Raw genomic sequence first — 25,183 nt, 5'->3', positions numbered from 1 at the left:
CCTCCTTTGAAAATCTAACAAGCGCCCCGTTCTGTCATCGAAACGAGGCGCTTGTTTTAATTTGCAATCTGTTGTTTCACCTGCATCATCATCTCGAAATCATCCGTGAAGATCCCGGCAACGTGCTGCTTCATGAGATCCGCAGCCACGGTCGGATTGTTGACCGTCCAGATACGTTCGGTGATGGGTAGACCTGATTGAAAGTGACTCAGGTGCAAGCCGCTCAGATGTTCCTTCGCTACCAGCATTGCCGGCTGAGCCACCGGCTTGTCCGTCAACCAACAATAACTCTCGTTGGGCGCAATCTGCTGACAGGTCTTCAAGGTCGGCAAGTGAAACGATGAGAAAATCACGGGACGCCGTAGACTGGTTGCGTGCACCATCTGCATGACGATGGCTTCAATCCCCGAATACTGAATCTTATCGGTCTTCAACTCCAAATTGAGCTGCACATCACGATCGGTAACCAACGCCAGGAACTCTGCCAGTGACGGAATCGGTTCCTGATTGGCCAGACGAAAATGCCGCAGTTGCGCGTAGGTATAGCTCTCAATCAAGCCACTGCCATCCGTGGTTCGGTCAATCCGTTCGTCATGCATAATGACTGGCACACGGTCCTTTGTCAGATGCACATCAAACTCTAAGCCCTCAATTCCATGATCCAAAGCATAGCTGAATCCCGCCAGTGAATTCTCCGGAAAACGCGCCGGATATCCCCGGTGGCCAAATACGGTCGTTGTCATCGTCACCAGTCACTCCCTATTTTCAGTCTCAGTTACTGTCATTAGGATACCTCTTATTTTACGTAATGTTTGTAAAGAATTGCTGAGGTTTTGGTAAAGACCTGGTAAACACATTGGCGAACATAGTGGTTAATTCTATCAATCATCGCACGAGAAAGGTGGCTCCCCGGCATGCACTGCCGTTGAGCCACCACTTGATACCCTGATTATCCCCAAACACTATCCGAAATCCGCTTGACCAACTTCAACTTGGCCCACTGCTGGTCCTCCGTCAACTGGTTCCCTTCTTCAGTCGAGGCAAAACCACACTGCGTGGAAAGAGCCAAGTTGGCCAACGGTACCTGTTTGGCGGCATCCGCGATTCGAGCCTTCACGACCGCCTCATCCTCCAGTTCGGGGAACTTGGACGTGATTAATCCTAAGACTAGCCGCTTGCCAGCATCGCCGTTCCAGATCTTCTTCAATGGCGCAAAGCTTCCGGCCCGATCACTGTCGTATTCCAAGAACAGCCCGTCATAGTGCAGCTCACCCAGATAGTCCGCCACGTCATCGTACCCACCGGAGAACAGGTAGGTCGACTTGAAGTTCCCCCGGCAAATGTGGGTTGTAACCGTCAGATTGTCTGGTAAACCTGCCAACAGACTATTGATGACGTGAACGGCATCCTCAGCCAGACCAACGTACTTTTGGTGTGCGGTGGCATCCTCAGCCGTCTCGTTGAGCTTGCTAATCAGGAAGGCCCACGTCGTATCATCCAGCTGTAAGTACCGGCAACCTAGGTCGTAGAAATGCAAAATCGTTTCGTGATAGGCCTTGGCCAAGTCATCTAAGTAAGCGTCCCAGGTTTCATAGAATTGATGCCAGTTATCACTCCGGTTGTCCCGGAACAACATCGTTGGTGAAGGGATCGTCTGCTTCACGACCACACCATCTGGTACCAAACTCTGTAAGTACGCGAAGCTCTCAAAGAAGGGATGGCCCGGGTTAAAGGCAATCTTGCCGACCAAGTCCGCATTGTCCGTTCGGGTCTTACTCCCATGAAATTTATAACTCTGCTGATAGTCGTAGTGGCCCACCCCCGTCAGACCCCATAGAAAGTCCAGGTGCCACCAACTGCGGTTGAATTCGCCATCGGTGACCGCCTTCAAGCCGAGGTTGACCTGTTCAGCCACGACACGCTTCGTTTCAGTCCGCTGAACCGTCTTCAATTCGTCCGCCGTAATCTCACCAGCCGCAAATTTCGCCCGAGCATCCTTCAAGTTCGCTGGCCGTAAGAGACTACCTACAACGTCATACCGGTAAGGAAATGCTTTTAAAGTCGTTGTCGTCATGATAAATTCCTCCTATATTTTGTGATTTGCCATGGGACATAAAAAACGCATGCGTCCCCGAACTAATTGCTTAGCTCAAGGGACGAATGCGTCGTTTTACCACCCTAGTTTACAAGGCCTTCACAGACCTTGCCTCAACGGTACCTATTGATACCCGGAAAGTTAACGGTTCCTACCGATCAAGCAGCGTGAACCGCTTGATAGCTATCAGGAGCTCATCTTCATGGCTAACCGTTGACCCGTTCTCACTTACCGGGCTCACTGAACAACGCTGTCACCACTACTCTTCTCCTAGCTTTTATGACAAATCGATTAGAAATTAATGATAGTTTAGTCTTCTCAGCAAGCACTGTCAAGGATATTTTTAGGAAAGCACCACGACTTTACCAAAACTATGGTGACTTGCTAAATATTCATGAGCCGCTCGCATCTCGCTCAGTGGAAAGGTTTTAACGGGCGTGACATCAATATTGTGACTGGCGATTAACTGCAAGAGATCTTGAATCCGGGTTACCTGCACATCCCCGGAATAAAATGACGTCAGGTAACAGTCGTTAGGAATTCTCATAATCGGATCGAAATCCGTCAGCGTCCATTGCCCACCCAACTGTCCAGTTGAACTCACAATACCCCCGGGATTCAGGTGGGTCAGGGAATCGGCAACCGTTGCGGGACCAATCAGATCCAACACGCGGTCAAATGTCGCCGAAGTCAGCAGCTGACCCTCGCGTTCTTCAACGACCGCATCGAAGCCGGCCGCCTTCAGCTGATCCGTCTTACCAAGTTGACGGGTCGTTGCCGTCACGGTCACGTCCGCCATCGCGTGCGCTAACTTGGCTGCCGCAACGCCGACACCACTGGTTCCGCCACGGACTAACAGCTGATCATCGGCCTCCAAGCGCAATCCTAGCAGCGCCCCATAAGCCGTGTAGTACGTCTCGGGTACCGCTGCCAACGAGGCCCACGGCAACTCAGTGGTTACCGGGAAGATTTGCGCATTGGGGACGAGCACGTACTCCGCATAACTCCCATCGTAGGCCCGACCCATTTCACCCATAAAGGTCACTACCGTCTGACCCACGGGTAGTCGCGTCGCCGCAGTCGATTCGGCGATTATACCGACCGCTTCGATCCCCAGGATTCGTGGAAAAGCAACGCTGGGTGACTTTCCCTCACGCGTAAAGATCTCCGAATGATTGACGCCACGCCCCTTGACTTGAATCAACGACCAGCCTGACTTGACCTTGGGCGTGGGAACCGTCACATTTTCCAATACCGCCGGTTCTCCCGGATGACGCACAACAACTGCTTGCATCCTACTAGCTTCCCTTCGATTAATCTAACAACCCATGACTCTTCAAATATTCTCGGGCCACCGTTGCTGCCTTCTCGTGCTTAACGGTCACCTTATAGTTCATCTTCTGCATATCGGTCGTCGACACCTTGCCGGCCAGCTTATTCAGTGTCGTCCGCAATTCGGGATGCTCCGTCAACAACTTTTCAGTCATCAGCGGTGCCCCCTGATAGGGTGGGAAGAATCCCTTGTCATCCTTCAGCACAACTAAATGATACTCCTGAATTTCGGGGTCAGTCGTATAGCCGTCGACCAGGTTGACCTTACCGTTCGCAATCGCCTTGTAGCGAATCGACGGTTCCATCGTCTTAGCGCTCGCAAACTTCAAACCGTAAGTCTTGCTCAGCCCCGGATAGCCATCCTTGAGTTGATAGAAGTCCGGATCAAAACCCGCGTGGATCCGATCCTCAACTGCAGTCAAATCGGAAATCGTCTTTAAATTATATTTCTTGGCAAATTGCTTGGTGACCGCCAAATCGTACCCATTTTGATACTGCATTGGCTTCAGGTAAGCCATCTGATCCTGCGACTTCAGGGCACGCTTGGCGACCTTATAAGTTGTCTGAGGATCATGGCTCGCCGACTTCTGCCCGGTGACCAGAGACTCCAATACCGTCCCGGTAAACTCGGGATAAATATCAATGGACCCCGACTTCAACGCCTTGAATAAGAAGGACGTCCCCCCAAAGTTGGCCTTGGTCGTCACCTGCATATTCGGATGGTCGTGCTCAATCAGGTCCTTGTACATATTAATCAGAATCTCCGGCTCGCTCCCCATCTTCCCGGCAATGGTAATGTCGGTCGTCGGACTGACAATCTTGCGGTAGCCCGCAAAGCCGCCAATCAAGACGATCAAGGTAAGTACCACGAGACCGGCCTTCTTAAACGATAACTTGCCCAGCCAGTCGATACCGGCGCCAAAGACCAGCGCCAGAATGGCCGACAGGACGGCTCCGATGATCAGGAGGGCATTGTTGTTGGTTTCGATTCCCAACAGGATATATGTCCCCAACCCACCGGCACCAATCAAGGCGGCCAGTGTGGCGGTCCCAATAATCAGGACCATCGCGATTCGAATTCCAGAGACGATCATGGGCATCGCCAATGGTAGTTCAATTCGAAATAACTTCATCCGGCGCGACAGACCAAACGCCGTCGCGGCCTCTTCTAGGTTGGGATTGATCGTCGTCAGCCCAGCGTAAGTATTTTGAAAGATCGGCATCACCGCGTAGATCACCAACGCAATGATTGAGGGTACGGTCCCAATCCCCACGATGGGAATCAGAATCCCTAACAGTGCCAGACTGGGAATCGTCTGGAGGACACTGGTAATCTGCAACATCACGTTAGCCGAACGCTTGTGGTTCATCAGCAGAATCGCCAATGGAATGGCAATCACCGCCGCAATCAACAGTGAAATCAGGGACAGGCCAATATGTTGCCCAATGGAGCGGACAATATCGTCGCCCTGCGTCTTTAGAATATGAATAATCGCTTGCAACCTAGTCCGCCTCCTTCGCTGCTAAATAATCCAACAGGTCCGGCGTGTTGAGTGCACGTGGCCCCTGCGATGTCATCACAACCACCGGCGTTGCCTGCTTCAAGGCCGCCGCTAGTTCACTGATTGGCGCGTCGGCGGCCAAGGTTGCGTTGGCCACCGTTGTCTGGCCATAACCCGCATCCAGTAGCGTCTGAATCGTTGCGGGTTGTGGCGTGTATTCGTTTTGGAAAAAGCCGCGCACAAAATCATTGGCCGGGTGCTGCATGATTTCCTCGCCCGTCCCAATCTGTTGAATGTGGCCCAACCGCATCACCGCGATGTGCTGCCCGAGGCGTAAGGCTTCGTGCATGTCATGAGTCACGAAAATAAAGGTCATGTCGAGCTCGCGGTGCAGACGCAAGACCAGGTCCTGCAACTGTTTCCGCGAAATTGGGTCGAGCGCGCTAAACGGCTCATCCATCAAAACGACTTTAGGCTTGATGGCTAACGCCCGAATAATACCGACTCGTTGTTGTTCCCCACCGGATAATTCACTAGGCATCCGAGTGGCATACTGGTCCGGGTCGAGATCGACCTGAGATAACAGATGCCGGGCCCGGGCAATCCGGTCCTTGCGTGGCCATCCCAGAGACTCCGCCTGAATGGCAATATTTTCCTGAATGTTTAGATTGGGAAAGAGGGCAATATTTTGCAGCACGTAGCCCATCTGTAACCGCAACTGTTTCAAGTCATAATCAATAATCCGTTTATCATCAAAGTAGATGTTGCCATCGGTCGGTTCAATCAGCCGGTTCAGCATCTTGAGGGTGGTCGTCTTCCCACTCCCACTTGGTCCCACCAGCACGAAGAAGTCCTGGGTCGGAATCGTTAAATTTAACTTGTCCAACGCCAGGTTGTTCTCATACTGCTTGCTCACATTTTTAAATTCTATCATGCTACCCTCCATGCCCTTTACTTATTCTCTCCATGCCTTGCTTCGCCTTTTTGGTTGAAAATTGTCGTCTGCGGCTGCCAGGGGTTCCGCCGACTAAGCTAGTTTTTAACCAAAAAAGCTAGAATTCCAGTCCTTCTTAATCTCACAGTTTCATGGGTATTGTCACCGTCTAGATTTACCAATTTTTTCAATTAGCATCCTGCTCTAATTCATTCTTTAACTTGGCATCTCTGCCAAATCAAAAGCTCGCCCATACCAGTCCTAACCATCATCCATTCAGGCGATGTTCTTGACCGGCACCAAGCAAGCCCTATAGTGCCTAATTATACTAATCTTCTCTAAATTACCTAGGAAAACGCCTCACGAATTTTTCGTTACAGTAGAGACTACTTTACAGCTTTTTGACGCGGCTGTTAATATTAGAAATAAAGAGTTTCGTTACAAAATACTTATAAAGTAAGGTGTTGTCCTGTGCTCGATCAAACTGACGCTCAAATCTTAAAGGAACTGACAAAAAATTGCCGTATCAAGGTGAACCATCTCGCCCAACGCGTACACTTAACCGCGCCGGCCGTGACTGCGCGGATCAACCGTCTCGAGGATACCGGCGTCATCAAACGGTACACGATCGAAGTCGATACCGAAAAATTAGGTTACGACCGGCAGATCTTTATCCGAGCCGCCATAAAGGACGCCAAACAACGCCTTGAATACAATGACCTAATCAAGCGTCATCGTAACGCTATTCGCCACCATTACCGTGTGACCGGCGACATGCCGTACCTTATCGAAGGCGCCTTTCATTCACGTGCGGAACTCAACGACTTCCTGTTAGAACTAGGTGAGGTCGCAATCTACAAGGTCATCGACGTCATCGACCAGTTGATCTAGTCGTTGTCCACGATGACCTGGCCCATGTCCCGACTCGCCATCACGTAATCGTGCGCTTCGCGGATGTCGGCAAGCTTGAAGACCTTAGCGATTGGAATCTCTAAATGATGCTTGGCAATCAAACTGAACATTTCGTCTACCAAATCTTGTTGCACATTGGTAGAGTCAAAGAATGTCAGGTACTTATCCGACAGCGTGAATGGGCTGAATTCCTTAGCGACCCATTCGCCCGCCAACAAACCAATCAACGTGACCACGCCGCCCTTGCTGAGGTGCGCAATCGAATCGGCCATTGTGACCGTTCCGACCATGTCGATGATACCATCGTACGTTTCCGTCGTCACCAGTGCGTTGTCACGGTCAAGAACGGCCTTGTCCGCGCCATTTTTGACCAACTCAGGTAACATTTCTTCCCGTCTGCTCGTGGCGGTCACGGTCAGACCTAACACCTTGGCCAGTTTAATGGCCGACAGTCCAACCGCACTCGTTCCGCCACGTACCAGCAACGTTTGACCGGCTTTGAGCGACAGCGACTTGATGGACCCCAGTGCCGTGTAGAAGTTTTCGGGATACTGCGCCAACGTTACCCAGTCATCAGCGTAGTCGACGGGGAATAAGTTGGCGTCATCGATCAGCGCATACTCCTCATAGCTTCCATCGACTTCACGTCCCAGGCCACCCATCATGGTGATCACCTTTTGGCCTACTTTAAATTTGCCGTCCGCAGCTGCCTCGTGAATTTCACCCACGGCCTCCACACCGATTACCCGGGGAAACTTCACATCGGGAGACCCACCGGCACGGGTCAATACTTCGTAACGGTGCACGCCAAAGGCATGAATCCGCATGACCGATTGCGTCTTCGTGGCCTTTTGGATGGGCCGTTCAACAATATTCATGACACTGGTGTCCCCTGGTTCGTTAATGACAACTGCTCGCATAATTAATTACTCCATTCTATTTTTTAGTTTGCTTATTCAATGGGTTTAGTATAAGGTGTACCGTAACGTTACAGTCAAGCAAACGAATTGGAGATGCCTCATGTTAACCATTCAGAAATTCGCCAAGCTAGCCGGTACGACTCGTCGGACGCTGATTTTCTACGACGAAAAGGATTTGTTCAAGCCGAAGGAAGTCGCCGCCAATGGCTACCGTTACTACGACTATGATCAACTTTATGAAGCCACCTTTATTTTGGAGTTGCGTCAGTTAGGGCTCTCAATTTCAGAAATCAAGACGCTGAATTCTGCCACAGATTCACACGCATTGAATGAGAACCTCAAAGACGTTCTGACGAAAATCAACACCCAGATAGATAATCTAAATGTTCTACAGGCAACGCTCAATACCCGCTTCAATCAACCTACCGAGGCGACGACCAGCGTACGCAACCAACCGTTCGTCGAAACAGCTCCCGCAGCGCTGTTCTGTCACTCAAGGCAGTCTGTAGCTTGTACTGAAGAGGAGATTGCTGAAATTTATGCCGACTTCTACGACCGCCTCGGCAAGCTTAATTTGGTCAACAAGCAGGACTCCGGATTCCGTACGCAATTGCCGAATAGCGATGCCAACCGCTATCCCGACGCCTCCTTCTGTATTCTGAAGGCGGTCACGGCGACGATGGATACCGGTGACTTACCCCGTTTGGAGAAACCCGCCGGCGACTACGTCTCAATCAACACCACCAACGATACTAAACACATCTGCATTGGTCTGCGAATTCTAGCCGAATATATCGCTAAGAACCATATTCAGATCAACGACCATCTCTGGCAGATGAACCTGGACGAAACCTTCACGAGCAAGGGCGCCTCCAATCTGGTGCGGTTACAGTATCAGATTCAGGCGTAATATTCAAATGGCTCAACTCTCTAGAGAACATCATCTTCCATGGTGTTCTCTTTTTTCTATCAATTTTCCCTGACAGTCGCGTGTTTCTTGACCACCCCTACAAAAAGTGCTGTAATCAAGTTAGTTATCACCCTAATCTTGTTAAAACCGGGTGGCCATATTTAAAATGAGGTGGAAGAACATGGATGAAGTTGTTCAAGCGCTGAGCGATATCGTTAAGATGAATACCGTTAATGGTGCTGAGGGGCAAGTAGCAGACTACATCGCTGCCCTCCTGGCAAAGCATAATATTGAAAGTAAATTAGTTGAATACGCTCCTGGGCGGGCCAGTCTGGTCGCCGAGATTGGTGACGGCAACGGTCCCGTTGTAGGATTCGATGGTCACGCCGACGTGGTTGCCCTAGGCGACGCTGACAAATGGAAGGTCGACGCCCTCTCCGCTACCATCAAGGACAACTTGATGATTGGCCGGGGAACTTCCGACATGAAGTCTGGCTTAATGGCTGGTGTTTGGGCAATGATTCATTTACAAGACAATCACATTCCCCTACATGGAACGTTGCGCTTGATGGCAACGGTTGGTGAAGAGTACGGCCAATACGGCGCCAAGCAACTCGCCGAAGCCGGTTACGCCAAGGACCTCGACACGCTGATCGTCGGTGAACCTAGCGGGGTCGCCAAGCAATTACTGATGCAAAAACAGATTCAATACATGCTTCAAGCCGACCAAGCCGCTGCCCAGAAGTTATCCGATGCCAATCAGACCGGTGAGCAACACTTCATCGAACTCGCCCACAAGGGATCCTTGACCTACACGGTGCACTCTAACGGGGTCGCTGCGCACAGTTCCATGCCTGAAATCGGTAAGAACGCCATTACGCCTTTAATGGCCTTCTACCAAAAGGAAGAGGAATACTTCGCCTCCATCAAGAACTACCGCAACCCCGTTCTGGGTGCGGTAACGCCCGTCGTCACAATGGTTCGTGGTGGGGAACAGATCAACACAGTTCCCGCCAGTGCCGACTTATCCGTTAAAATTCGGACGATTCCAGAGTTGCCAAATGCCGATATGACGGTCGCCATCAAGGAAATCATTGCCGACTTAAACGCCGCCGGTGCCGACCTGACCTTGGACATTCTGAGCGACTTGCGGCCAATGCACACCATGGAAGACGCCCAATTAGTCACGGTTGCCCGTGAAGTTGGGGAAAGTAACCTGGATCAGAAGTTGCCATTAATTGGTGTTCCGGGTGGCACTGACGCCTCCTCCTTCCTGGCTGCTAATCCTGACATTGACGTTGTCATCTTTGGACCGGGTAACATTACAGCGCACCAGGTCAACGAATACGTCGACTTGGACATGTACCACCGGTTCATCACGATTTACGAGCAAATGGTCACGAAGTTATTGAAGTAACTAGACGTTAAACGTTATCGCCTACGGCTGTCAGGGATTCTGCCGCTGTGGGGACCGCCTCCAGCCAAAGTACGGGCTTCCGGCTCGGTTCGAAACCTCGCCGAGTTCAGGCGAGTTTCCAAACGCGTCCCACGCTGTAAGGCCGGGAAGAATCAAACGCCCGGTCTAACACCGTCGTCACGGCTGGCGCCATCCCTGCCCTCCTCCGGCTAGACTAACTTTTAAGCTCTAATTAAACAATTACGTTCCATATAGACTGCATTAACTCGACTTGAAAAGGGTCGAGTTAATGCGGTCTCTTTTCTATACGGCATATATCGGTTAATTTTCCCCTTTACTTACTACTAATGTAATTTTGACTGAATTTGTCTCACTTTTTTTGACAAGCAAACACAATGCCTGTTATTTCTATTCGAAGAGCACTGATATATCAAGGGTTTAGAGAAAGTTAAATCAATTGAAAAAATACGACTTAATTCACTCAATCTAGAATGAACACATATGCTGTAGCCATTTTTCACAATGACTAAAAACTAGCCGGAGGTGGGTAGAGGTGGAACCAGCCGTGAAAATGGCGTTAGAACGGGCGCTTGATTTTACCCGTTCTTACACCATGGACGACCTTTGAAGTTCACGGTCTTGGTGAGATTCAAAGTCGAGGTAAAAGACCGCTCCTTGGCTTTTACCGGTCCCCACAGCAGGTGGAACCTCTGCCAGCCGCAGGCGCTGGTATTGGTATCATCCATATACAAAATGGCGCCCGGGCTTTAGGCCTAGGCGCCATTTCGTGGCTTTGATGAAACTTAGTTAATCTGTTAGCGATAAAATCGTTGCATATTAGCTTCTGTGGTAGGGTGATTCGTCTGTAATCTCCCAAATTGACTGACATTTGACCTGCCCACCTAACAACTGAATACGGTCTAGCTTCGGTTAGACTACATCCCCGGTGAACAGATTCGATTCTGAATACTCGAACAGTAAGTGCTTCAGAAGACGCGTCTCACATCGGATATCCCGATCCTGGCGGCTTCCGAAACGTGCTACCCAAGGCAGGTTCCTGCGCTTAGAAACCTAAGTGACTCACTTGCCTGAAGTAACACTGCTCCGAGAAGCACAGCCCCAATCGAATATTCTGATCCTGGCGGCCTCCGAAACGTGCTCGGTTGGGCTGACCCCTCCGCTTAACCCGGATAAGCACCGGATCTTGCGTTATTGGTTACAGCCGCCATACCCATTTCAAAAGACGCGTCTCGCATCAGATATCCCGATCCTGGCGGCTTCCGAAACGTGCTACCCAAGGCAGGTTCCTGCGCTTAGAAACCTAAGTGACTCCTGTCCGGCGAAGCCGAACAGAATCCCCTTAGCTCCCTAATGCTCAGAACCTAAGCGCCTTGGTCCGCACTCTTACTACTGTGGTGCATCCTCCAGCGTCCAAGTAATGCTCCCGGAATAATTGCCAGGAACCGTTCCTGAATCCACTGCGAGTAAGACCCCAGACTTCTTTTCCCAATGTGCTGAAACGTCGAACTTACCGTCGAGGTTGGCATCGTTCGTCGTGTGGGTCAGCACTGGCGTTGGGCTTGCGCCAATTGGCGTTACCCCTCGCTTGCTGATATACACGGGACCGCCACCTAACTTGACACCAGTTTCGCTAACGAACGGCGATGCTTGTGCCATCAGCGTCCACTGAGAACCCGTCCCCCGGGTATCCTGAACCACCAATTGCCAATCACCATCCCGGTGCACCAACTGATTTTTATCCGTCAGTGTACTGTTCTGAAAACTTTCATTTGGCGAAATATAACTAAACTTCAATTCACCGGTCACCGTGATGGTCACGGTAACCAGATTGGACTTATCACCATCCGCCGTGACGGCCCTGAGATTCAAGGTATTTTTACCCTGACGTAGCATTTCATTGGTCACCGGCAGGGTAAACGTCCCATCGGCGTTGAGTGCAACATCCGGTAACTTTGCTTTGTTCAGAGTCGCCGCGAGTTTGGCTAGCGGCGCGGTTTCAGCACTCGTCACCATATCAACCTTCCCAGCAACAGTGGTCCCCTCTTGTGCCTTCAAGTTTACCGTCTGCCCACTGGTAACGGCCAAGTTCAAGTCGACGCTCGGATTAATCGTAAACGTCGGCGTCTCGACCGTTCTAATCAAGGCGTTAGACGAGAAAGTACTTGATGTGCGTGCCACCTTTGTTGTCTTGGACACCGGCGCCACCCGCCCAGTCAGGCTGATGGTTGCGGAGGGGTATGCGCTATCCATCGCGTAACCCAACTCGGTAAGCAGCTGGTTGTCCTTGATTTTGCTGACGTCCAATGTCTCGGGAAGACGATCACCACTATAGGTGATCTTGGCTTGCTCGAAATCAATGGACTTAGGAAGATTTAATTTAGCGATAATACTTGACCAGGGTTGCCGACCGTCACGATAGTCCAAGTGGTAGTCGAGACGAACTTGGTCGTTAGCGACCGTCGTCCCGTGATCCTGAATCTCCCGTTCACGCGTCAGGTCAGTCAAGGTGGTCCTTGTATCCGCCTTAACGTTTCCCGGCGTGTCTTCGAAGACGACCAGGTTGTTACTCCACCTAGAACCCGTGGCACCGGTAATCCCCCAGCGAACCCGATTCGAGCCTGTGGGATCGATAGCCTTCTGGTTCAGCCGAACCGTTCGACTGACCCCCGGCTGTCGTTCCCCAGTTTGTGGATTCTTGTCATTGAACGTGTAGGTCATGGTCTCCGCCAGATCATTCCAATGAATGGTGACGTGATGCCACTGCCCGTTCGCCAAGAACCCAGGATTCTTAGAGTTGGTGATCAGTCCGTTGTGTTGGAGGGAATAGTAGTAATTGGTTTTCGTAATGCCCCACGTGCCAGGATCCACGTACTGATGGTACGTCGTGGCTAGACCTGGATACGATGACGCGATGTGGGCTGCTGGGAAGCCGATATCGAACGAATTTCCCTGACCGGCAGCGTGTCCACCGGTTTGGTTGTTAAACGCCGTATCGAATTCAACTGCCCAACTATTCTGGATTGCCGTTTTAGCGATTCCCGCGCTGGAACTTTGGACGGGGTTCTTGTCGATTCCCCAGGCACCCAGTGTTTCCCCAATAACGCCAAATCGGCCAAATTTGGGACTCGCACCAATGCCTTCTGAATCATTTTGCAAGACGAAGGCCATGCCATCAGCCGCCTTCGTACCCTTATCGCCAAAGTACATCCACATTGAGACTGTTTCGTCCTCTTTTAAATTAAAGTAGTTATCATCCGTCGACCAAATCGCGCCAAATTGATTTGAGCCATTAGTCAGACGTGCTGCTTGCGTATTCGGAGCGGCCGGATTCGTTGTATCAACTACAGCAGCAGAGCTCATGCTAGCTGTCCCTAAGGTCATAATAGCATCCGTCTTGTCCAATAGAATTCCTTGCGGCGCCGTTGCCAACGCGTTCGTGTAATCACTATCGGCATGGGCCGTTAGCCCATTGCTTAGGGTCACTGCTAGTAGAATCAAGCCGGCGCTCAACCACCGTTTGTGCAACGTAATTCCTCCTTACTTCGTGTCGGGTGTGTGTCGGTTACGATAGATGAGATAGCCAATAATGGCTAACAGGATGACGATCAAGAGTACCAGTAACAGGTACAACAGGTAATTTGGTTGGGTCGGAGTTAAGGCGTGCCGGTTCAGCCGCTTGATGGTTGGACCGTTGATCGCGAAGTTGCGGACGAACTGCCACTGTTGATCACCGGATTTCGCCGTCAAATACAACGTATAGTTGCCAGCAACTAAGGCCTCGTTACCCCAAGGAATCCCAAAGTTAAAATTACTGTTCGGCGCCATCCCCATCTGTCCCTGCTTCTGTGACAGCAGGGTCTGGTTACTGCCCGCCTTGGTCACCCGGGCGTTAACGGTCAACTTCTGTAGAATTCCGGGTTGAAAATTCTGCAGGTTGGCCGTCACGTAATTCCGGGCGTTGATCTGCGCAGTTGCGACCCGATCTAACCGGAGATCGGGCTTCACGGTCGCCCCCTCTTGCAGGGACAACCCAATAGCATACGCAAACGCGTTCTTGATCATGATCTGACCATCAGACTTCGCGTTCTCAGGATTCAATTGGGCGATATAAATGCCGCCCAAAATAATGCCACGAATCTTCTTCGCGGGCATCGTATAGCTCAGACTGACCTGCTTCTGTCCGTTTGCCGGAACCGTCACGGTTTGGGTGGCGTTCTTGGTAAAGACATCAGCAATGCCCACCTTCAAGGACGAATCCCGCTTCGGGTTAAGCTGACTATAATCGATGACCCCATTATTATTAGTGACTGCCTGATTCACGCTGATTCGAAATTTCTGGGACCGGTTACTGGTGTTGGCGACCAAGATCTGAAGCTGTTGCGTTTGACCCGGTTTAACCCGTAAGTCAAAGTACGACACCTTCTTCGTGATCTGATTCGCCGGTAATACCGGTCGAACCGTGTAGCCCACATTGTTTTCCGCCGTCTTAGCGGCGCGCGCCGTGGGTAAACTCCAAACCATCGCAATTAACGCGAGACTGACTGCCAACAAGATCTTCCATCCACGTTTCATCATAGACGCCCCCCTCATCACACAATGACGCCCCAACGACACAAATCAACGACTAACTCATTGTGGCGTATCGTTCAGCTGCCAGGTCATCGTTGACGTGTAAGTCCCACCAAGTTGCCCTGCTGGTACCGCCAATGAAATCTCAGCTAAACCGTAGTTAGCATCCCAGATTCCCAAACCACCTTTAGCAACCGCGCTGTAGATAACCGCGTTGGTGCCAGTACCGTCAAGCTTAAACGCTGAAGCCGTTGGTGCAGTGGAAGGGTTGCCCGTGTTGGCAGCCTCGATGTCAGGTTCACCCAATGAAAGGACGGCGCCTTTCAGGATGTCCCCAGCAGGATCCGTAAACGCCGTATTCTTCACTTGAACGTTCCAGCCACTTGGTAGCCCAGGGTTGGAAACTTCAACTGGATTGTCCGCCGTCGTTGCGTTATACGTCATATCAAGCTTGCCGTTTGGGGTGGCGTTGGCGCCGAACCCGATATTAGGTGCCGAATCCAGCGCAATGGTTGCGTTGGGACTCGTATCGAATTCTGCCGTAGTCGCGGTCGTCTGTGAGGTTGGCCCACTACTACTGCTATCACTAGCGCTACTGGACGTATCGGTCGTTGCCGCAAAAGCGGGCACTGCACCGATCCCCAGTGCTAAGGCTGCGACACCACTTAGTAGTGCAGCCTTCTTCATTAACTTTCGAGTCATGATACTCACTCCTCATATTTGCTAAATTTATACCTCCCGATTACCCGTTTTAGCAAACATGGATGGCCCCGGTAATGGCTAAGCCACCCGTGACGTTACAGACTAAATTATTCCGTGCTGGCCACCTTGTTCACCAGCCGTCTGTCCGAAGCCGTGTCTTACTTGTCCCTACATGCTTGATTCACTAGATGATGATACCCGGTGGTAAATAAAAAGGCCAGCTTTTCGCTGACCTTTCGTACCTAGTCACTTAGTGATGGAAATCGCCCACCGTTAAGCCCCTTAAATCATTAAGCCACTGAGTAGTCTTTTGATCGGTTCCCGGCGTCACCTGGAAACCTAAGGGCGCAAATAACGCCGCTACGGCAGCCCATTGGAGCTGATTGGCAACTAGAAAGCTACCTGCCAATTGCTGACGTTGCTTGACGGTCACAGGGACTGCGCTGACCGTTAATAAGTTCACCGCCAATTGGTCGGCCAAAAGCTGTTGCCATGCGGCTTCGCTGAGCGGTGAGATAATCTGACGTGGTGTCGCTAACGGTACGACTGGACCTTCACGCACGAGTAGCCGTTGCCACCGCAGCGCCTGTCCGGCCAGTAGCCCGTAGAATTGCCACGGCACCTGATTGCCGATACGTTGTAGGGTTGTCGCCGTTAGGGCTGTGACGTCCCACTGAACCTGGTCTTCACCCTGAGCCAGCGCTGTCTGGAGCCATTCACTGAAGAAGCGCTGGACGGTGGCATCAACGATTGGCGGGAGCTTGCTCCCCTGAACCAAGTGATAGCGGCCGAGCAAGAAGTCCTCAACCTGGTTCCAGCCAATGGTGCGACTGGTTTGTTGCTGTTTACGCCGCCGAATTTGCCGCAACTGCTTGAGACGACTCGACTTGCCATAATTCCCTGGACGACTCATATTTTGCCCCTTTTCCTTCGATTTTTGACGGTAAATCCCGCCGAGTTTGGATAAAATCACACCTAAAATCCGTGCAAATTTGGACGCTCTACCAACGAAAACTGACCGTTCATTTTGGGTAAGTATCCGTTCAACTTCAAGATTGATTGAAACACGCTAAAGATATTATAGTCATTTCCAACTAAAAATAGCCAGCTAATCCAACACAAATTGTGTCATGACTAGCTGACTATTGATGATTTACGATTATTAAGAACGATGCAATCCCCCGGCGATGACAGACAATTACCTGACTAGCGACTGCCTCGCCGGAGGAGGACAGGATGGCGCCGGCCATGACGATGACCTTAGCTAGCGTTTTAAGTCAGGTTAGGTCATGGGACGAGCTTGAAGACGGCTGAACTTTGACGGCTTCAAGTCGAGGTTCAAGACTGCCCTTTGGCTTGGACCGGTCCCCACAGCAGGTAGAATTCTGGCAGCCGCAGGTAACGATTATTGGTCAGTTATAAAGTCTTTTCCTCGTTTTCGCGGGGTTGGTACTTTCTGAAGTAGATGATGGTCATGATAGCCAAGAAGACCACCCCAACCAGGATCGATACCCGCGTCTCAGGATTCAGGAACATAAAGATCAGCGTAATCGCCAGGAAGACCAGCGTCACGTAGTTCGACCACGGTGCGAACGGCATCTTGAACGGATGGGTAGCCATTTCCTTGGGATTTTGCTTACGGAATTCAATCTCACTGATCAGAATCACAAACCACGGCACCATACCGGGTAGGACACTGGAACTGTAAACCATAACGAAAATCTGGCTGGCATCCTTGAAGAACATCGGTAAGACCACGTTCAACACGACCCCGATACCGATCCCGATGGAAATCGCGATAACAGCATATACGGGCACCCCATGACGATTCAGCAGCGTCACTTTTCGTGGCAACTGTTGCTTTTCCGCCAAGGTAAACGCCATCCGGCTGGCACTGTAAATCCCGGAGTTCGAACCGGACAGTGCGGCCGTGATCACCACGAAGTTAATGATCGAAGCAGCTGCAGTAATCCCGATCTTAGCAAACGTCTGCACGAAGGGTGACCCAATCTGATTCAATTGATTCCATGGGTAAATGCTGACGATAACAAAGATGGCCCCCACGTAAAAGATCAGGATCCGGGCAACCGTTGACCGAATCGCCGTCACCAGCGTGTGCTGGGGGTTCTCGGCTTCACCAGCCGTGACCCCGATCAACTCAATCCCCTGATACGACGCTAGCACAATGGCCAACGCGAAGATAAACCCTTTGGCACCACCGGTGAAGAAACCACCATGCGTCCACAGGTTACTGATACCGACCGCGTGACCGCCATTCCCAAAACCAAAGAGGATGACCCCCAGGCCAGCAATGATCATCAGCACAATCGTGACCACTTTGATCAGGGCGAACCAGAATTCCAGCTCCCCAAACATCTTGACCGAAATCAGGTTAGCGATACATAGGAAGGTAATCGCTACCAACCCAGGAATCCAATCCGGTAAATTCGGCCACCAGAAACGGAAGTAGCCACCTAACGCAATCATTTCACTCATCCCCACGACAATGAATTGGAAGATATTACTCCAAGCCGTGAGATACCCAAAGACTGGGTGCATGTATTCGGAAGCAAAAGTTGAGAAGGACCCGGTTGTGGGGTGAACGTAGAGCATTTCCCCCAAGGCCCGCATAATTAAGTATAAGAAAACACCGGAGATAATATAGGCAATGAGGACGGAAGGTCCCGTCCACTTGATTGTGGAACCAGACCCCATAAATAATCCAACGCCGATCGTTCCGCCTAACGCAATCATCTGCATTTGGCGTGCGCTTAGTCTTCTTTGCAATCTAATTCCTTCTTTCTATCCCCTATTATCAGGGATTATTCAGTTTAAAGATTAAAAGTATATGAGAATATGCTACCTGGTTCTGAGCAATTAAGCAACTGCTTTTTAAGCCTCCAGGAAAATATTCACAAATTCCAATCCCAATTATGCCGCAACGGCGGCGTTTATTCAAACTTGATGTATAAAAAAAGAAGCCACCGCCGGCACTAGACCGGTAACGGCTTCCGTTAAAATTATTTTTTTCGTATAAACATTTCGTTAAGCCCGGTTCGTTTAGTGACTAACGGTTTCCCGCCAACCCCACCTAAATAAGCTTTTCGTAAACGAAGCAGACATCGTCTGGGTGGTAGACGCCATCGATTTGGCCAACCTTTTTGAAACCAAACTTTTCGATCAAGTGTTGCATCTTCAAGTTGTCCCGGTGGGTATCAATTCGAATACTTTCAGCTTCTGGATGATGTTCATCGATGTAGTCGAATAAGTCCCGGAACAGTTGGGACGCGTAGCCCTTGCCTTGATGATGGGAGAAAATCGCGACCCGGTGAACCGTCACGTACTTCGTCGCGTCGGAGAGCCATTCACCCTTCATCGTATCGTAGGCGTGGTCTGGCGCTTCAATCACGGCAGCGACCCCTAACGTCTCGTGGTCATCACTGTTGTAGATTACGGCCCGACCATCCTCAATATCACCTTCGATAACGGCGCGGTTGGGATAGTTGTTCTGCCATTGGTCGATACCGGCATCGGCAAGCTGCTTTTTGCCATCTTCAATAATGTCACAAACTAAGTCAATTTCTTCTGCTTTCGCTTTACGTAAATACATTCTGGTTTCACCTCGTTAAATTTTCCGATTAATCTTCGACGCTCTTTAAAACGCGTTGTGCGAGTTGGTCAACCCGTGCCAAGTCGTCGGCGTCCGGATCTTGGTCGATCTTGACGGAATCAGCCACTTGTTCACCGTTGCTAGAATTCAGCTGAATCGTTAAATAATCCACGGCCCGACCAAAGTGCAGGTGCTTCTTGGAGCTAGACCCTAAAACGGCAAACTTTGTCCGATTCAGGTCAACTTCTTTCAGATCTTCAAAGAAGTCTTGGGCCTCATCCGGCAAGTCACCATCATGATAGGTATAACTGATCACAATAACGGCATCGGCTTTTGGCAACTCGAAAACATCCGCCTGTGAGATCTCCGTAATCACCGTTTGGGCTCTGGATGCCAGCTGAGCTTGTAAATGACCAGCGAGTGCGCGGTTACGGCCAGACATGCTGGCAAAAATGATTTGAATAGTTGGGGTCATAGTTGTGTAAGTTCTCCTTAATCGTCAGCATTGAATTGTGACACGTCTGGTGATCAGGTCAGCGGTTAACTCACGCCAACCGATGGATCAACGGCCAAATGATGTTGCGGCCCCACCACATCGGCGGCGAGAGTCGCTATAGACTGCTGAGTATTATAGACCTTTTTTCGCCGATTCCCTAGCAAAAAGCAACGACTCTCAGAAAATTGTAATTTGGCTTCGCTTACATAAGGTTAGCGCTAAAAAGGCATTACGACGGGCTTATGGACCATCTCGCTATCTCAGCCTATTGGCTAGTAAACCAGATCATTTAACTCAGTCATATCGAAATCAACGGACACCCCCGGGACATCGAAACCACTCAATTGGCGGAACTCCCGTCGGTACTGCTGATAACCTGGCAAATCCGGCGTAAAAGTCGCTGGCGTAATCTTTGGCAGGATTTGGGCCACTTGCCCCTGTGTCGGTGCCGAAAGTTCCCAAGCATCCGGCCGTAACCGACCCAAGTCATCGACCTGACGCTGTCGACCGTAAACCATGTCGCGGAACAGCCGGTCTTGGTGTTCCACGGTTGTTTCATACGTGCCCGTGACCTGTTCCGCCTGTAACAACGCCAAGCAGTAACGCGAGAATCCCGGAATAACGGCCGAAGCCTTGGTCGTGGCCGACCGATTCACGCTGATCAAGGCCTCCCCGCCTGCCGGGCCCAGCTTCGCCTGCAACCGCCGTGCACTGGCCTCGGCCGCGCGTTTCGCCTGACCCAACGTCCCATCGTGATAGATCGCCGCAGTCGCTGCCGGTCCTTCATAGGAGAACAGGATCGTCTTACAATCGGGCGCCAGAACACCGGCCGTCTTGAGCGCTTGTACCCACAGCTCCCAGTCTTCACCACCCATGACGTGGGTTGTCGCCGCAATCTCTTCCGGAGTTGCGGGCGCAATTGTTTGTTTCACCAACTCTTCATGTTCTAAATCAACTGAAAAATCGGTGACTGGTGCGCCAATCGGTTTGATCACGGAACGCCAGACCTCATCGGGATCTTCCGGATTAACGCGTTTGGGCGCCGCAACCGAATACACCAATAAGTCAATTGGCCCATCCAAACGTTGCCGAATATAGTCGATCACGAGTTGTTTCGTGCTAGTTAGAAAGGCATTAGCATTGAAGTTCTGCGCAACGAGGCCGGCCCGTTCTGCAGCCTGCTTGAAATACACTTGATTCCACCAACCAGCCGCCCCGAGGAAGTTATCCTGTGGCGGTCGCGCATAGCCGACGGAAATCGTAGTAGCGCCTTGACCAAACGCTGCTGTCAGCCGACTCCCCAATCCGTAACTGGCCGACCCACCGAGAATTAACGCGCGTTTTGCTCCGGCGTAGACTCCCCGCTGCCGCACCGTTTCAATCTGTTGTGCCATCATCCGTTCCAAGCCATGCGGATTGACCGAACGAGAAACGTTACCTGTAATCTTTTCGGATAGTTGCATGTTGTTCACCGAGCCTTCCATTTTTCTCTAATTTAGCACTCTTTTGTTGAAAGCGATACCTTGGTTGACTCGCCACCCTTTACCGCTGATTGGACGACTCTCGGGAGGTGATTTCATAGTTGTATCGCTCAACCAACTTGGGTATGATAAATGAGTTGTATCCTATACCTCAGTAATTCAAGGGAGAAATTCAAACATGCTTAAAAGTAAACTCGCAAAGTCACTGATCGTTCTAGTCGCCGCCATCATCGTGGCTATCGCCATTCCCACTGCTCTGGGTGCGAACAACGCCCAGGCTTCTGGCAACTATACCTTCAACGGTCAAACCTACAAGACTGCGACAGCTAAGCAACGGGCAGCCAAGCATTGGCAAAGCCAGCGCCTAACCGAAACGCAAAAGCAATTGGTCCAAGCTGCCAACCGTGAGGCCGCAACGTCTACTCGCCTCAGCCACAGCTTCAGTAACTAACTTGATTCTTGAAAACAGCGGTAGCCACTCCCCAAGGAGCGCTATCGCTTTATTTTTTACAATATTATGGAAGCGATGCCTTTATTTTACCATCAGTATTCTGCGCTAATCGCCCGTCAGACCGGCGAAAATTACTAGTTGCATAGACCAACCAACTTACGGTATGATGGTTGAGCTGCTCATCAGAGTTCAGCGGAAATCAGGCATAAGTAAAGGGGAATTTTCAATATGTTTAAGAGTAAACTCGCAAAATCCATTATCGCTTTAGTTGCAGTGGTCATCGTTGCCATTGCCATTCCAGCTGCCATCGGTGCTAACAACGTCGAAGCTTCCGGTGACTACACGTTCAACGGCAAGACGTACAAGTCCGAAGACGCCAAGAACGCCGCCGTTCGCAAGTGGAACGACAGCCGCCTTTCTGACACGCAAAAGAAGCTGGTTCGAGCTGCCAACGACGAAGCCGCTGCCTCAACTGGTTTCACTAGCAGCATCTACAAGGCACGTTAATACCTAATTAATTGACTACGGCTTAAAGGCGCTAACTCATCGCGAGTTGGCGCCTTTTAATTTTACATATCCCGATCAGAAGTGTTAGGTTTATCTCTCGTGCGGGTGATCAGTCGCTGGTAGTTAAATCGTCGCAAATTCACGATTCATTCAGCCAATCAAATAATTTGGTTAAAACAAAGGTCCCGAGGAAAAATTCCTCAGGACCTTTTGTCAGTCAATGCTATTTCGTAAATTCCGAATCCGCCAGCAACTGCCGTACTTCATCGGTCGTGTGGGTCTCCATCATTGCATTCCGCAAACTAGCTGCGTTGGGTTCACTCCGCACGTAAATCTTGAAGAACCGCTTGAGGGAGGCAAACCGCGACGTGTCGAACCGTTGCTCGAACTCATCATAGAGGTCGAGTTGGTAATCCAATAGCCCAAGTAATTCCTTGACGTCATGGTGTTGCGGCGTCTGCTCAAAGGCGAACGGACTCGTGAAAATGCCACGGCCAATCATGATACCGTCCACGCCGGGATGTGCCTTGGCCAAAGCCAGACCCTCTTGGTAGTTTTCAATATCCCCATTTAACTGCAGTAAGGTATGTGGCGCTACCTCATCACGTAATTTCACGATGTCATCGATCAGTTCGTAATGGGCGGGCACCCGACTCATTTCCTTCTTCGTCCGCAGGTGAATCGTCAGTAATGGAATATCCTGTTCGAATAAGAAGGTCAGCCAGTCGCGCCATTCATCCAAACGGCTGTAGCCTAACCGCGTCTTGACGCTCACGGGCAAACCAGCCGTCTTGGCACCGACGATTACGGCCGCCGCACTATCGAAGTTGCGAATCAGGTCACTCCCACCGTGATTCTTGATAACGGTTGAATCCGGGCAACCCATGTTGATATCGATGGCTTCGTAGCCCCGTTCCTTCACGTTCTCTGCCGCACGAGCAAAGGCCTCTTCGTCGTTGCCCCACAACTGGGCAACCGGCATGTGCGCCTCTTCGGGTGCCACGTAGAGCCGACCAGCAACGGTGAACTTGGCCTTGGGATGGGTCACACTGATGGCGTTGGTGAATTCCGTAAAGAAGACGTCGGGTGCGGCTGCCCGAGCCACGACGCGCCGAAAGATGGCGTTCGTGACGGCTTCCATTGGCGCCAAACTGAAGAAGGGCCGGTCTTCGGCCTTGGCGTGATCCGCGATGTTTTGCCAGTAAGATGATGAATCAGACACGATAAAATCTCCTCTAGTACTTGTATTTGATGTTTAATCCGGTATAAAGCAGTCATTACATTCTACCACGTTTCGCCCCAGAAGCCAGAAAAAAAGAGTTGTGCGCAAGGCACAACTCTTCCACTTGCTACTTAATCCGTTCCATCTGAGACCCGAACATCGCCGTCGCCCGCCGTTAATTGGTACTGCGACTTGGCTTCTCGCCGCAGCCAGTAACCGCTGTGTCGGTGTTTGCCGAGGACTGTGATATCACTCATATCAGCATCCCCTGAGAAGACCCTAGCGCCCGCTGACCTGGCAATATCCGCGTGAATATCGCCATCATTCGTGCGCGCCTTGAGCTTCTGCGTGATTCGATTACTTTGGAGGCTGATGTCACCATCATTCGAATCGATACGGCCACCTCCCAGCTGACTGGTCGACAACCGCACGTCGCCATCGGTCGAGGTAAACTGATTATCATTTGCCATTAACTGGCTATTCGAGATGCCCATATCCCCGTCGTCAGCGTTGACTCGCAACTGTTTGGCGCGCACTTGATCCGCGTAAATGTCACCATCGGTTGAATAGACTGTAACGTTCCGATCGACCCGCAGTGCGTAGAGGTTGACGTCATCCGTGTTTTCAATGGCCACTTGCTTGACCCGCAACTGGCGCAGAGAGAGACTGCCGCTGCCCGTCTTCACGACAATGCTGTCTAACTTTTTATCTCGCGGCACAGTGATCAATACGCCACCGTTAGTCGTCGACCGATCAGACAAGCTAAAGATCGAGACGTTTAAATGACGCGTTGAATTGCCACCCTTGATGGTCAGTGTCCCCTTATTCACATTGGCCTTGGGTAAGCTGGCATCCCCATCCATGTAGCTGACCGTTACGCGATTGGTATCGCCGTCCTTAATGGTAACCGGCGCCTTCGAATCCACCACGATTCGCTGATAATCCCCCGGATGGTAACTACGTTTGACGTTCTGAATCGTTTTAAATCCCCGTGTTGACTTATTCCAAACGACGGCCTTGTCCCCGTGATTCATCCAACCAATACCGAATAAGACGGCCCCCAAGGCCATTAAAGTCAACCCAATCTTTAAGCTCCGTTTCATAGCTTACGCCCCCGTTCTGCTCGACTCCGTGGAATGAAACGACGATAGATTTCCTTCGCCGCCCATGACAGTGCCCAGACCACTTTACTCCCGAACCATTTCAAAATTAACCACCCGATGATGCAGGCTCCCAGAGAAAATAACCCAATCCCTAGGTAAAAGAGGCCCGTCCATGGCGTCTGCCAGATGACGAAGAGTCCCGCAACAATGCCCACTAATCCGAGGGCCATCACACTAAACACAATTGCAATTACAGCGACAACCAAGCTCCCCAGCACGGCCACCATCGCAAATAATAAAGCTGCCACCACAATCAAGATGGGAATCGTGACTGGCGTCGACAACAGTGCCAACACAATCAGCCAAACCGTCCGCACGTTATTCTTAGTCGCCTGCACGCTGGACCGTGATTGTCCTGTAGATGCGTTTTCCTTAGTAGCGCGTTCACTCATCCGAATCGAGTAATCCGCCAAGACCTTACGCGCCAACGACCGAGGTGTCCCCAGCTCGTCGACGGCCTGCTGATACGTTTCAATTCCGGCATCTAATAAGTACTCGCGATAGTATTCCACCACGTCCTGTTGCTCCGCCGTCGTTAGCTGGCCCAGCAGCTTTTCAATGGCCTGAATGTAATCATTCATGCGTATTTCCCTCCAATAACTGTGAAATTGCCTGGTTGAAGTCTTGCCAGTCCCCTTGAATTTCTGCTAAACGCTCCCGACCACTATCCGTCAACCGATAGTACCGACGATTACGCCCCTGAAAGGGTTCGTCGTAAGTGTCTAGCCAGCCATTTTTCTTCAGCCGCCGCAACACAGGGTATAGGGTTGATTCCGAGATTGGCAAGAGTTGCCGTACTTCCTGGGTCAGCGTGTAACCGTAGTGATCCTGCTGTGTCAGCAGGCCCAACACACTACCATCAAGAAGCTCGGTCGGTACCTGAATGGCCATATATTTTCCTCCTCATAATATTATACGTGATATAATATGAATTCACCA

The 25,183-nt window shown here is 50.9% G+C and carries 23 protein-coding genes; 5 read left to right on the top strand and 18 right to left on the bottom strand.

Annotation, left to right across the window (positions count from 1 at the left end; all coding sequences use genetic code 11):
• Window positions 1–56 precede the first annotated feature (56 nt).
• The 5 genes from ACEPSU_RS01830 to ACEPSU_RS01810 all read right to left on the bottom strand — a co-directional run bounded on the left by ACEPSU_RS01830 (window position 57) and on the right by ACEPSU_RS01810 (window position 5,863).
• Window positions 57–749, bottom strand: coding sequence for a glycerophosphodiester phosphodiesterase (locus ACEPSU_RS01830; protein WP_395322465.1), 693 nt, complete (start codon window positions 747–749; stop codon window positions 57–59).
• Window positions 750–949: 200 nt separating this feature from the next.
• The gene (locus tag ACEPSU_RS01825) at window positions 950–2,074 is read right to left on the bottom strand and encodes a vitamin B12 independent methionine synthase (protein ID WP_395322463.1); all 1,125 of its coding nucleotides are present in this window, start codon (window positions 2,072–2,074) and stop codon (window positions 950–952) included.
• A 364-nt stretch (window positions 2,075–2,438) separates the two neighbouring features.
• Window positions 2,439–3,389: a zinc-binding dehydrogenase gene (locus tag ACEPSU_RS01820; protein WP_395322461.1), complete on the bottom strand. Its 951-nt coding sequence runs from the start codon at window positions 3,387–3,389 to the stop codon at window positions 2,439–2,441.
• A gap of 19 nt (window positions 3,390–3,408) precedes the next feature.
• Window positions 3,409–4,929, bottom strand: coding sequence for an ABC transporter permease/substrate-binding protein (locus tag ACEPSU_RS01815; protein WP_395322459.1), 1,521 nt, complete (start codon window positions 4,927–4,929; stop codon window positions 3,409–3,411).
• 1 nt (window position 4,930) lies between these two features.
• Window positions 4,931–5,863: an ABC transporter ATP-binding protein gene (locus tag ACEPSU_RS01810; RefSeq protein ID WP_395322457.1), complete on the bottom strand. Its 933-nt coding sequence runs from the start codon at window positions 5,861–5,863 to the stop codon at window positions 4,931–4,933.
• A gap of 471 nt (window positions 5,864–6,334) precedes the next feature.
• On the opposite strand from ACEPSU_RS01810, the gene ACEPSU_RS01805 reads away from it, so the two are divergent.
• Window positions 6,335–6,754 carry an Lrp/AsnC family transcriptional regulator gene (locus ACEPSU_RS01805; protein WP_395322455.1) on the top strand — a complete coding sequence of 140 codons (420 nt, stop codon included), beginning with the start codon at window positions 6,335–6,337 and terminating at the stop codon, window positions 6,752–6,754.
• Here ACEPSU_RS01805 and ACEPSU_RS01800 read toward each other — a convergent pair.
• Window positions 6,751–7,695: a zinc-binding dehydrogenase gene (locus tag ACEPSU_RS01800; RefSeq protein ID WP_395322453.1), complete on the bottom strand. Its 945-nt coding sequence runs from the start codon at window positions 7,693–7,695 to the stop codon at window positions 6,751–6,753. The two genes, ACEPSU_RS01805 and ACEPSU_RS01800, sit on opposite strands and share 4 nt — an antisense overlap.
• Window positions 7,696–7,795: 100 nt before the next feature.
• Here ACEPSU_RS01800 and ACEPSU_RS01795 point away from each other — a divergent pair, with 100 nt between their 5' ends.
• On the top strand, window positions 7,796–8,605 hold the full coding sequence (locus tag ACEPSU_RS01795; RefSeq protein ID WP_395323486.1) for a MerR family transcriptional regulator: 810 nt from the start codon (window positions 7,796–7,798) through the stop codon (window positions 8,603–8,605).
• Between the two features lie 181 nt (window positions 8,606–8,786).
• On the top strand, window positions 8,787–10,022 hold the full coding sequence (locus tag ACEPSU_RS01790) for an ArgE/DapE family deacylase (RefSeq protein ID WP_260338550.1): 1,236 nt from the start codon (window positions 8,787–8,789) through the stop codon (window positions 10,020–10,022).
• A 1,407-nt stretch (window positions 10,023–11,429) separates the two neighbouring features.
• On the opposite strand, the gene ACEPSU_RS01785 is transcribed toward ACEPSU_RS01790, so the two are convergent.
• The 8 genes from ACEPSU_RS01785 to fabV form a co-directional block, all read right to left on the bottom strand.
• Window positions 11,430–13,568 carry a lectin-like domain-containing protein gene (locus tag ACEPSU_RS01785; RefSeq protein WP_395323484.1) on the bottom strand — a complete coding sequence of 713 codons (2,139 nt, stop codon included), beginning with the start codon at window positions 13,566–13,568 and terminating at the stop codon, window positions 11,430–11,432.
• A gap of 12 nt (window positions 13,569–13,580) precedes the next feature.
• Window positions 13,581–14,618, bottom strand: coding sequence for a DUF916 and DUF3324 domain-containing protein (locus ACEPSU_RS01780; RefSeq protein ID WP_395322448.1), 1,038 nt, complete (start codon window positions 14,616–14,618; stop codon window positions 13,581–13,583).
• A 54-nt stretch (window positions 14,619–14,672) separates the two neighbouring features.
• Window positions 14,673–15,314: a WxL domain-containing protein gene (locus ACEPSU_RS01775; protein ID WP_395322446.1), complete on the bottom strand. Its 642-nt coding sequence runs from the start codon at window positions 15,312–15,314 to the stop codon at window positions 14,673–14,675.
• Between the two features lie 250 nt (window positions 15,315–15,564).
• Window positions 15,565–16,227 (bottom strand): hypothetical protein, encoded by a 663-nt coding sequence (locus ACEPSU_RS01770; protein WP_395322444.1) that lies wholly within the window; start codon window positions 16,225–16,227, stop codon window positions 15,565–15,567.
• A 503-nt stretch (window positions 16,228–16,730) separates the two neighbouring features.
• On the bottom strand, window positions 16,731–18,101 hold the full coding sequence (locus ACEPSU_RS01765) for an amino acid permease (RefSeq protein WP_027825881.1): 1,371 nt from the start codon (window positions 18,099–18,101) through the stop codon (window positions 16,731–16,733).
• A 304-nt stretch (window positions 18,102–18,405) separates the two neighbouring features.
• Window positions 18,406–18,924, bottom strand: a complete 519-nt coding sequence (locus ACEPSU_RS01760) for a GNAT family N-acetyltransferase (RefSeq protein ID WP_395322442.1) — start codon at window positions 18,922–18,924, stop codon at window positions 18,406–18,408.
• A 28-nt stretch (window positions 18,925–18,952) separates the two neighbouring features.
• Window positions 18,953–19,399: a flavodoxin domain-containing protein gene (locus tag ACEPSU_RS01755; protein WP_395322440.1), complete on the bottom strand. Its 447-nt coding sequence runs from the start codon at window positions 19,397–19,399 to the stop codon at window positions 18,953–18,955.
• Window positions 19,400–19,692: 293 nt separating this feature from the next.
• Complete coding sequence (gene fabV, locus ACEPSU_RS01750; RefSeq protein WP_395322438.1) at window positions 19,693–20,883, bottom strand: enoyl-[acyl-carrier-protein] reductase FabV; 1,191 nt, start codon at window positions 20,881–20,883, stop codon at window positions 19,693–19,695.
• Window positions 20,884–21,079: 196 nt separating this feature from the next.
• Here fabV and ACEPSU_RS01745 point away from each other — a divergent pair, with 196 nt between their 5' ends.
• Both ACEPSU_RS01745 and ACEPSU_RS01740 read left to right on the top strand, forming a co-directional pair.
• Entirely contained in the window at window positions 21,080–21,352 is a 273-nt protein-coding gene (locus tag ACEPSU_RS01745; RefSeq protein WP_395322436.1) for a hypothetical protein, read from the top strand.
• A gap of 228 nt (window positions 21,353–21,580) precedes the next feature.
• On the top strand, window positions 21,581–21,859 hold the full coding sequence (locus tag ACEPSU_RS01740) for a hypothetical protein (protein WP_395322434.1): 279 nt from the start codon (window positions 21,581–21,583) through the stop codon (window positions 21,857–21,859).
• 223 nt (window positions 21,860–22,082) lie between these two features.
• Here ACEPSU_RS01740 and ACEPSU_RS01735 read toward each other — a convergent pair whose 3' ends face one another.
• The 4 genes from ACEPSU_RS01735 to ACEPSU_RS01720 form a co-directional block, all read right to left on the bottom strand.
• Complete coding sequence (locus tag ACEPSU_RS01735) at window positions 22,083–23,081, bottom strand: tRNA dihydrouridine synthase (protein ID WP_395322432.1); 999 nt, start codon at window positions 23,079–23,081, stop codon at window positions 22,083–22,085.
• A 131-nt stretch (window positions 23,082–23,212) separates the two neighbouring features.
• On the bottom strand, window positions 23,213–24,184 hold the full coding sequence (locus ACEPSU_RS01730; protein ID WP_395322430.1) for a DUF4097 family beta strand repeat-containing protein: 972 nt from the start codon (window positions 24,182–24,184) through the stop codon (window positions 23,213–23,215).
• Complete coding sequence (locus tag ACEPSU_RS01725; protein ID WP_395322428.1) at window positions 24,181–24,825, bottom strand: DUF1700 domain-containing protein; 645 nt, start codon at window positions 24,823–24,825, stop codon at window positions 24,181–24,183. The genes ACEPSU_RS01730 and ACEPSU_RS01725 overlap by 4 nt, the downstream gene beginning before the upstream one ends.
• Window positions 24,818–25,135 carry a PadR family transcriptional regulator gene (locus ACEPSU_RS01720; RefSeq protein ID WP_020088417.1) on the bottom strand — a complete coding sequence of 106 codons (318 nt, stop codon included), beginning with the start codon at window positions 25,133–25,135 and terminating at the stop codon, window positions 24,818–24,820. The genes ACEPSU_RS01725 and ACEPSU_RS01720 overlap by 8 nt, the downstream gene beginning before the upstream one ends.
• Between the last annotated feature and the right edge of the window lie 48 nt (window positions 25,136–25,183).

Origin of the sequence: Levilactobacillus parabrevis (genome assembly GCF_044051715.1) — a bacterium.
In the GTDB taxonomy this organism is placed as follows: Bacteria; Bacillota; Bacilli; order Lactobacillales; family Lactobacillaceae; genus Levilactobacillus; species Levilactobacillus parabrevis.
This window is presented reverse-complemented; position numbering and strand designations above follow the sequence as displayed.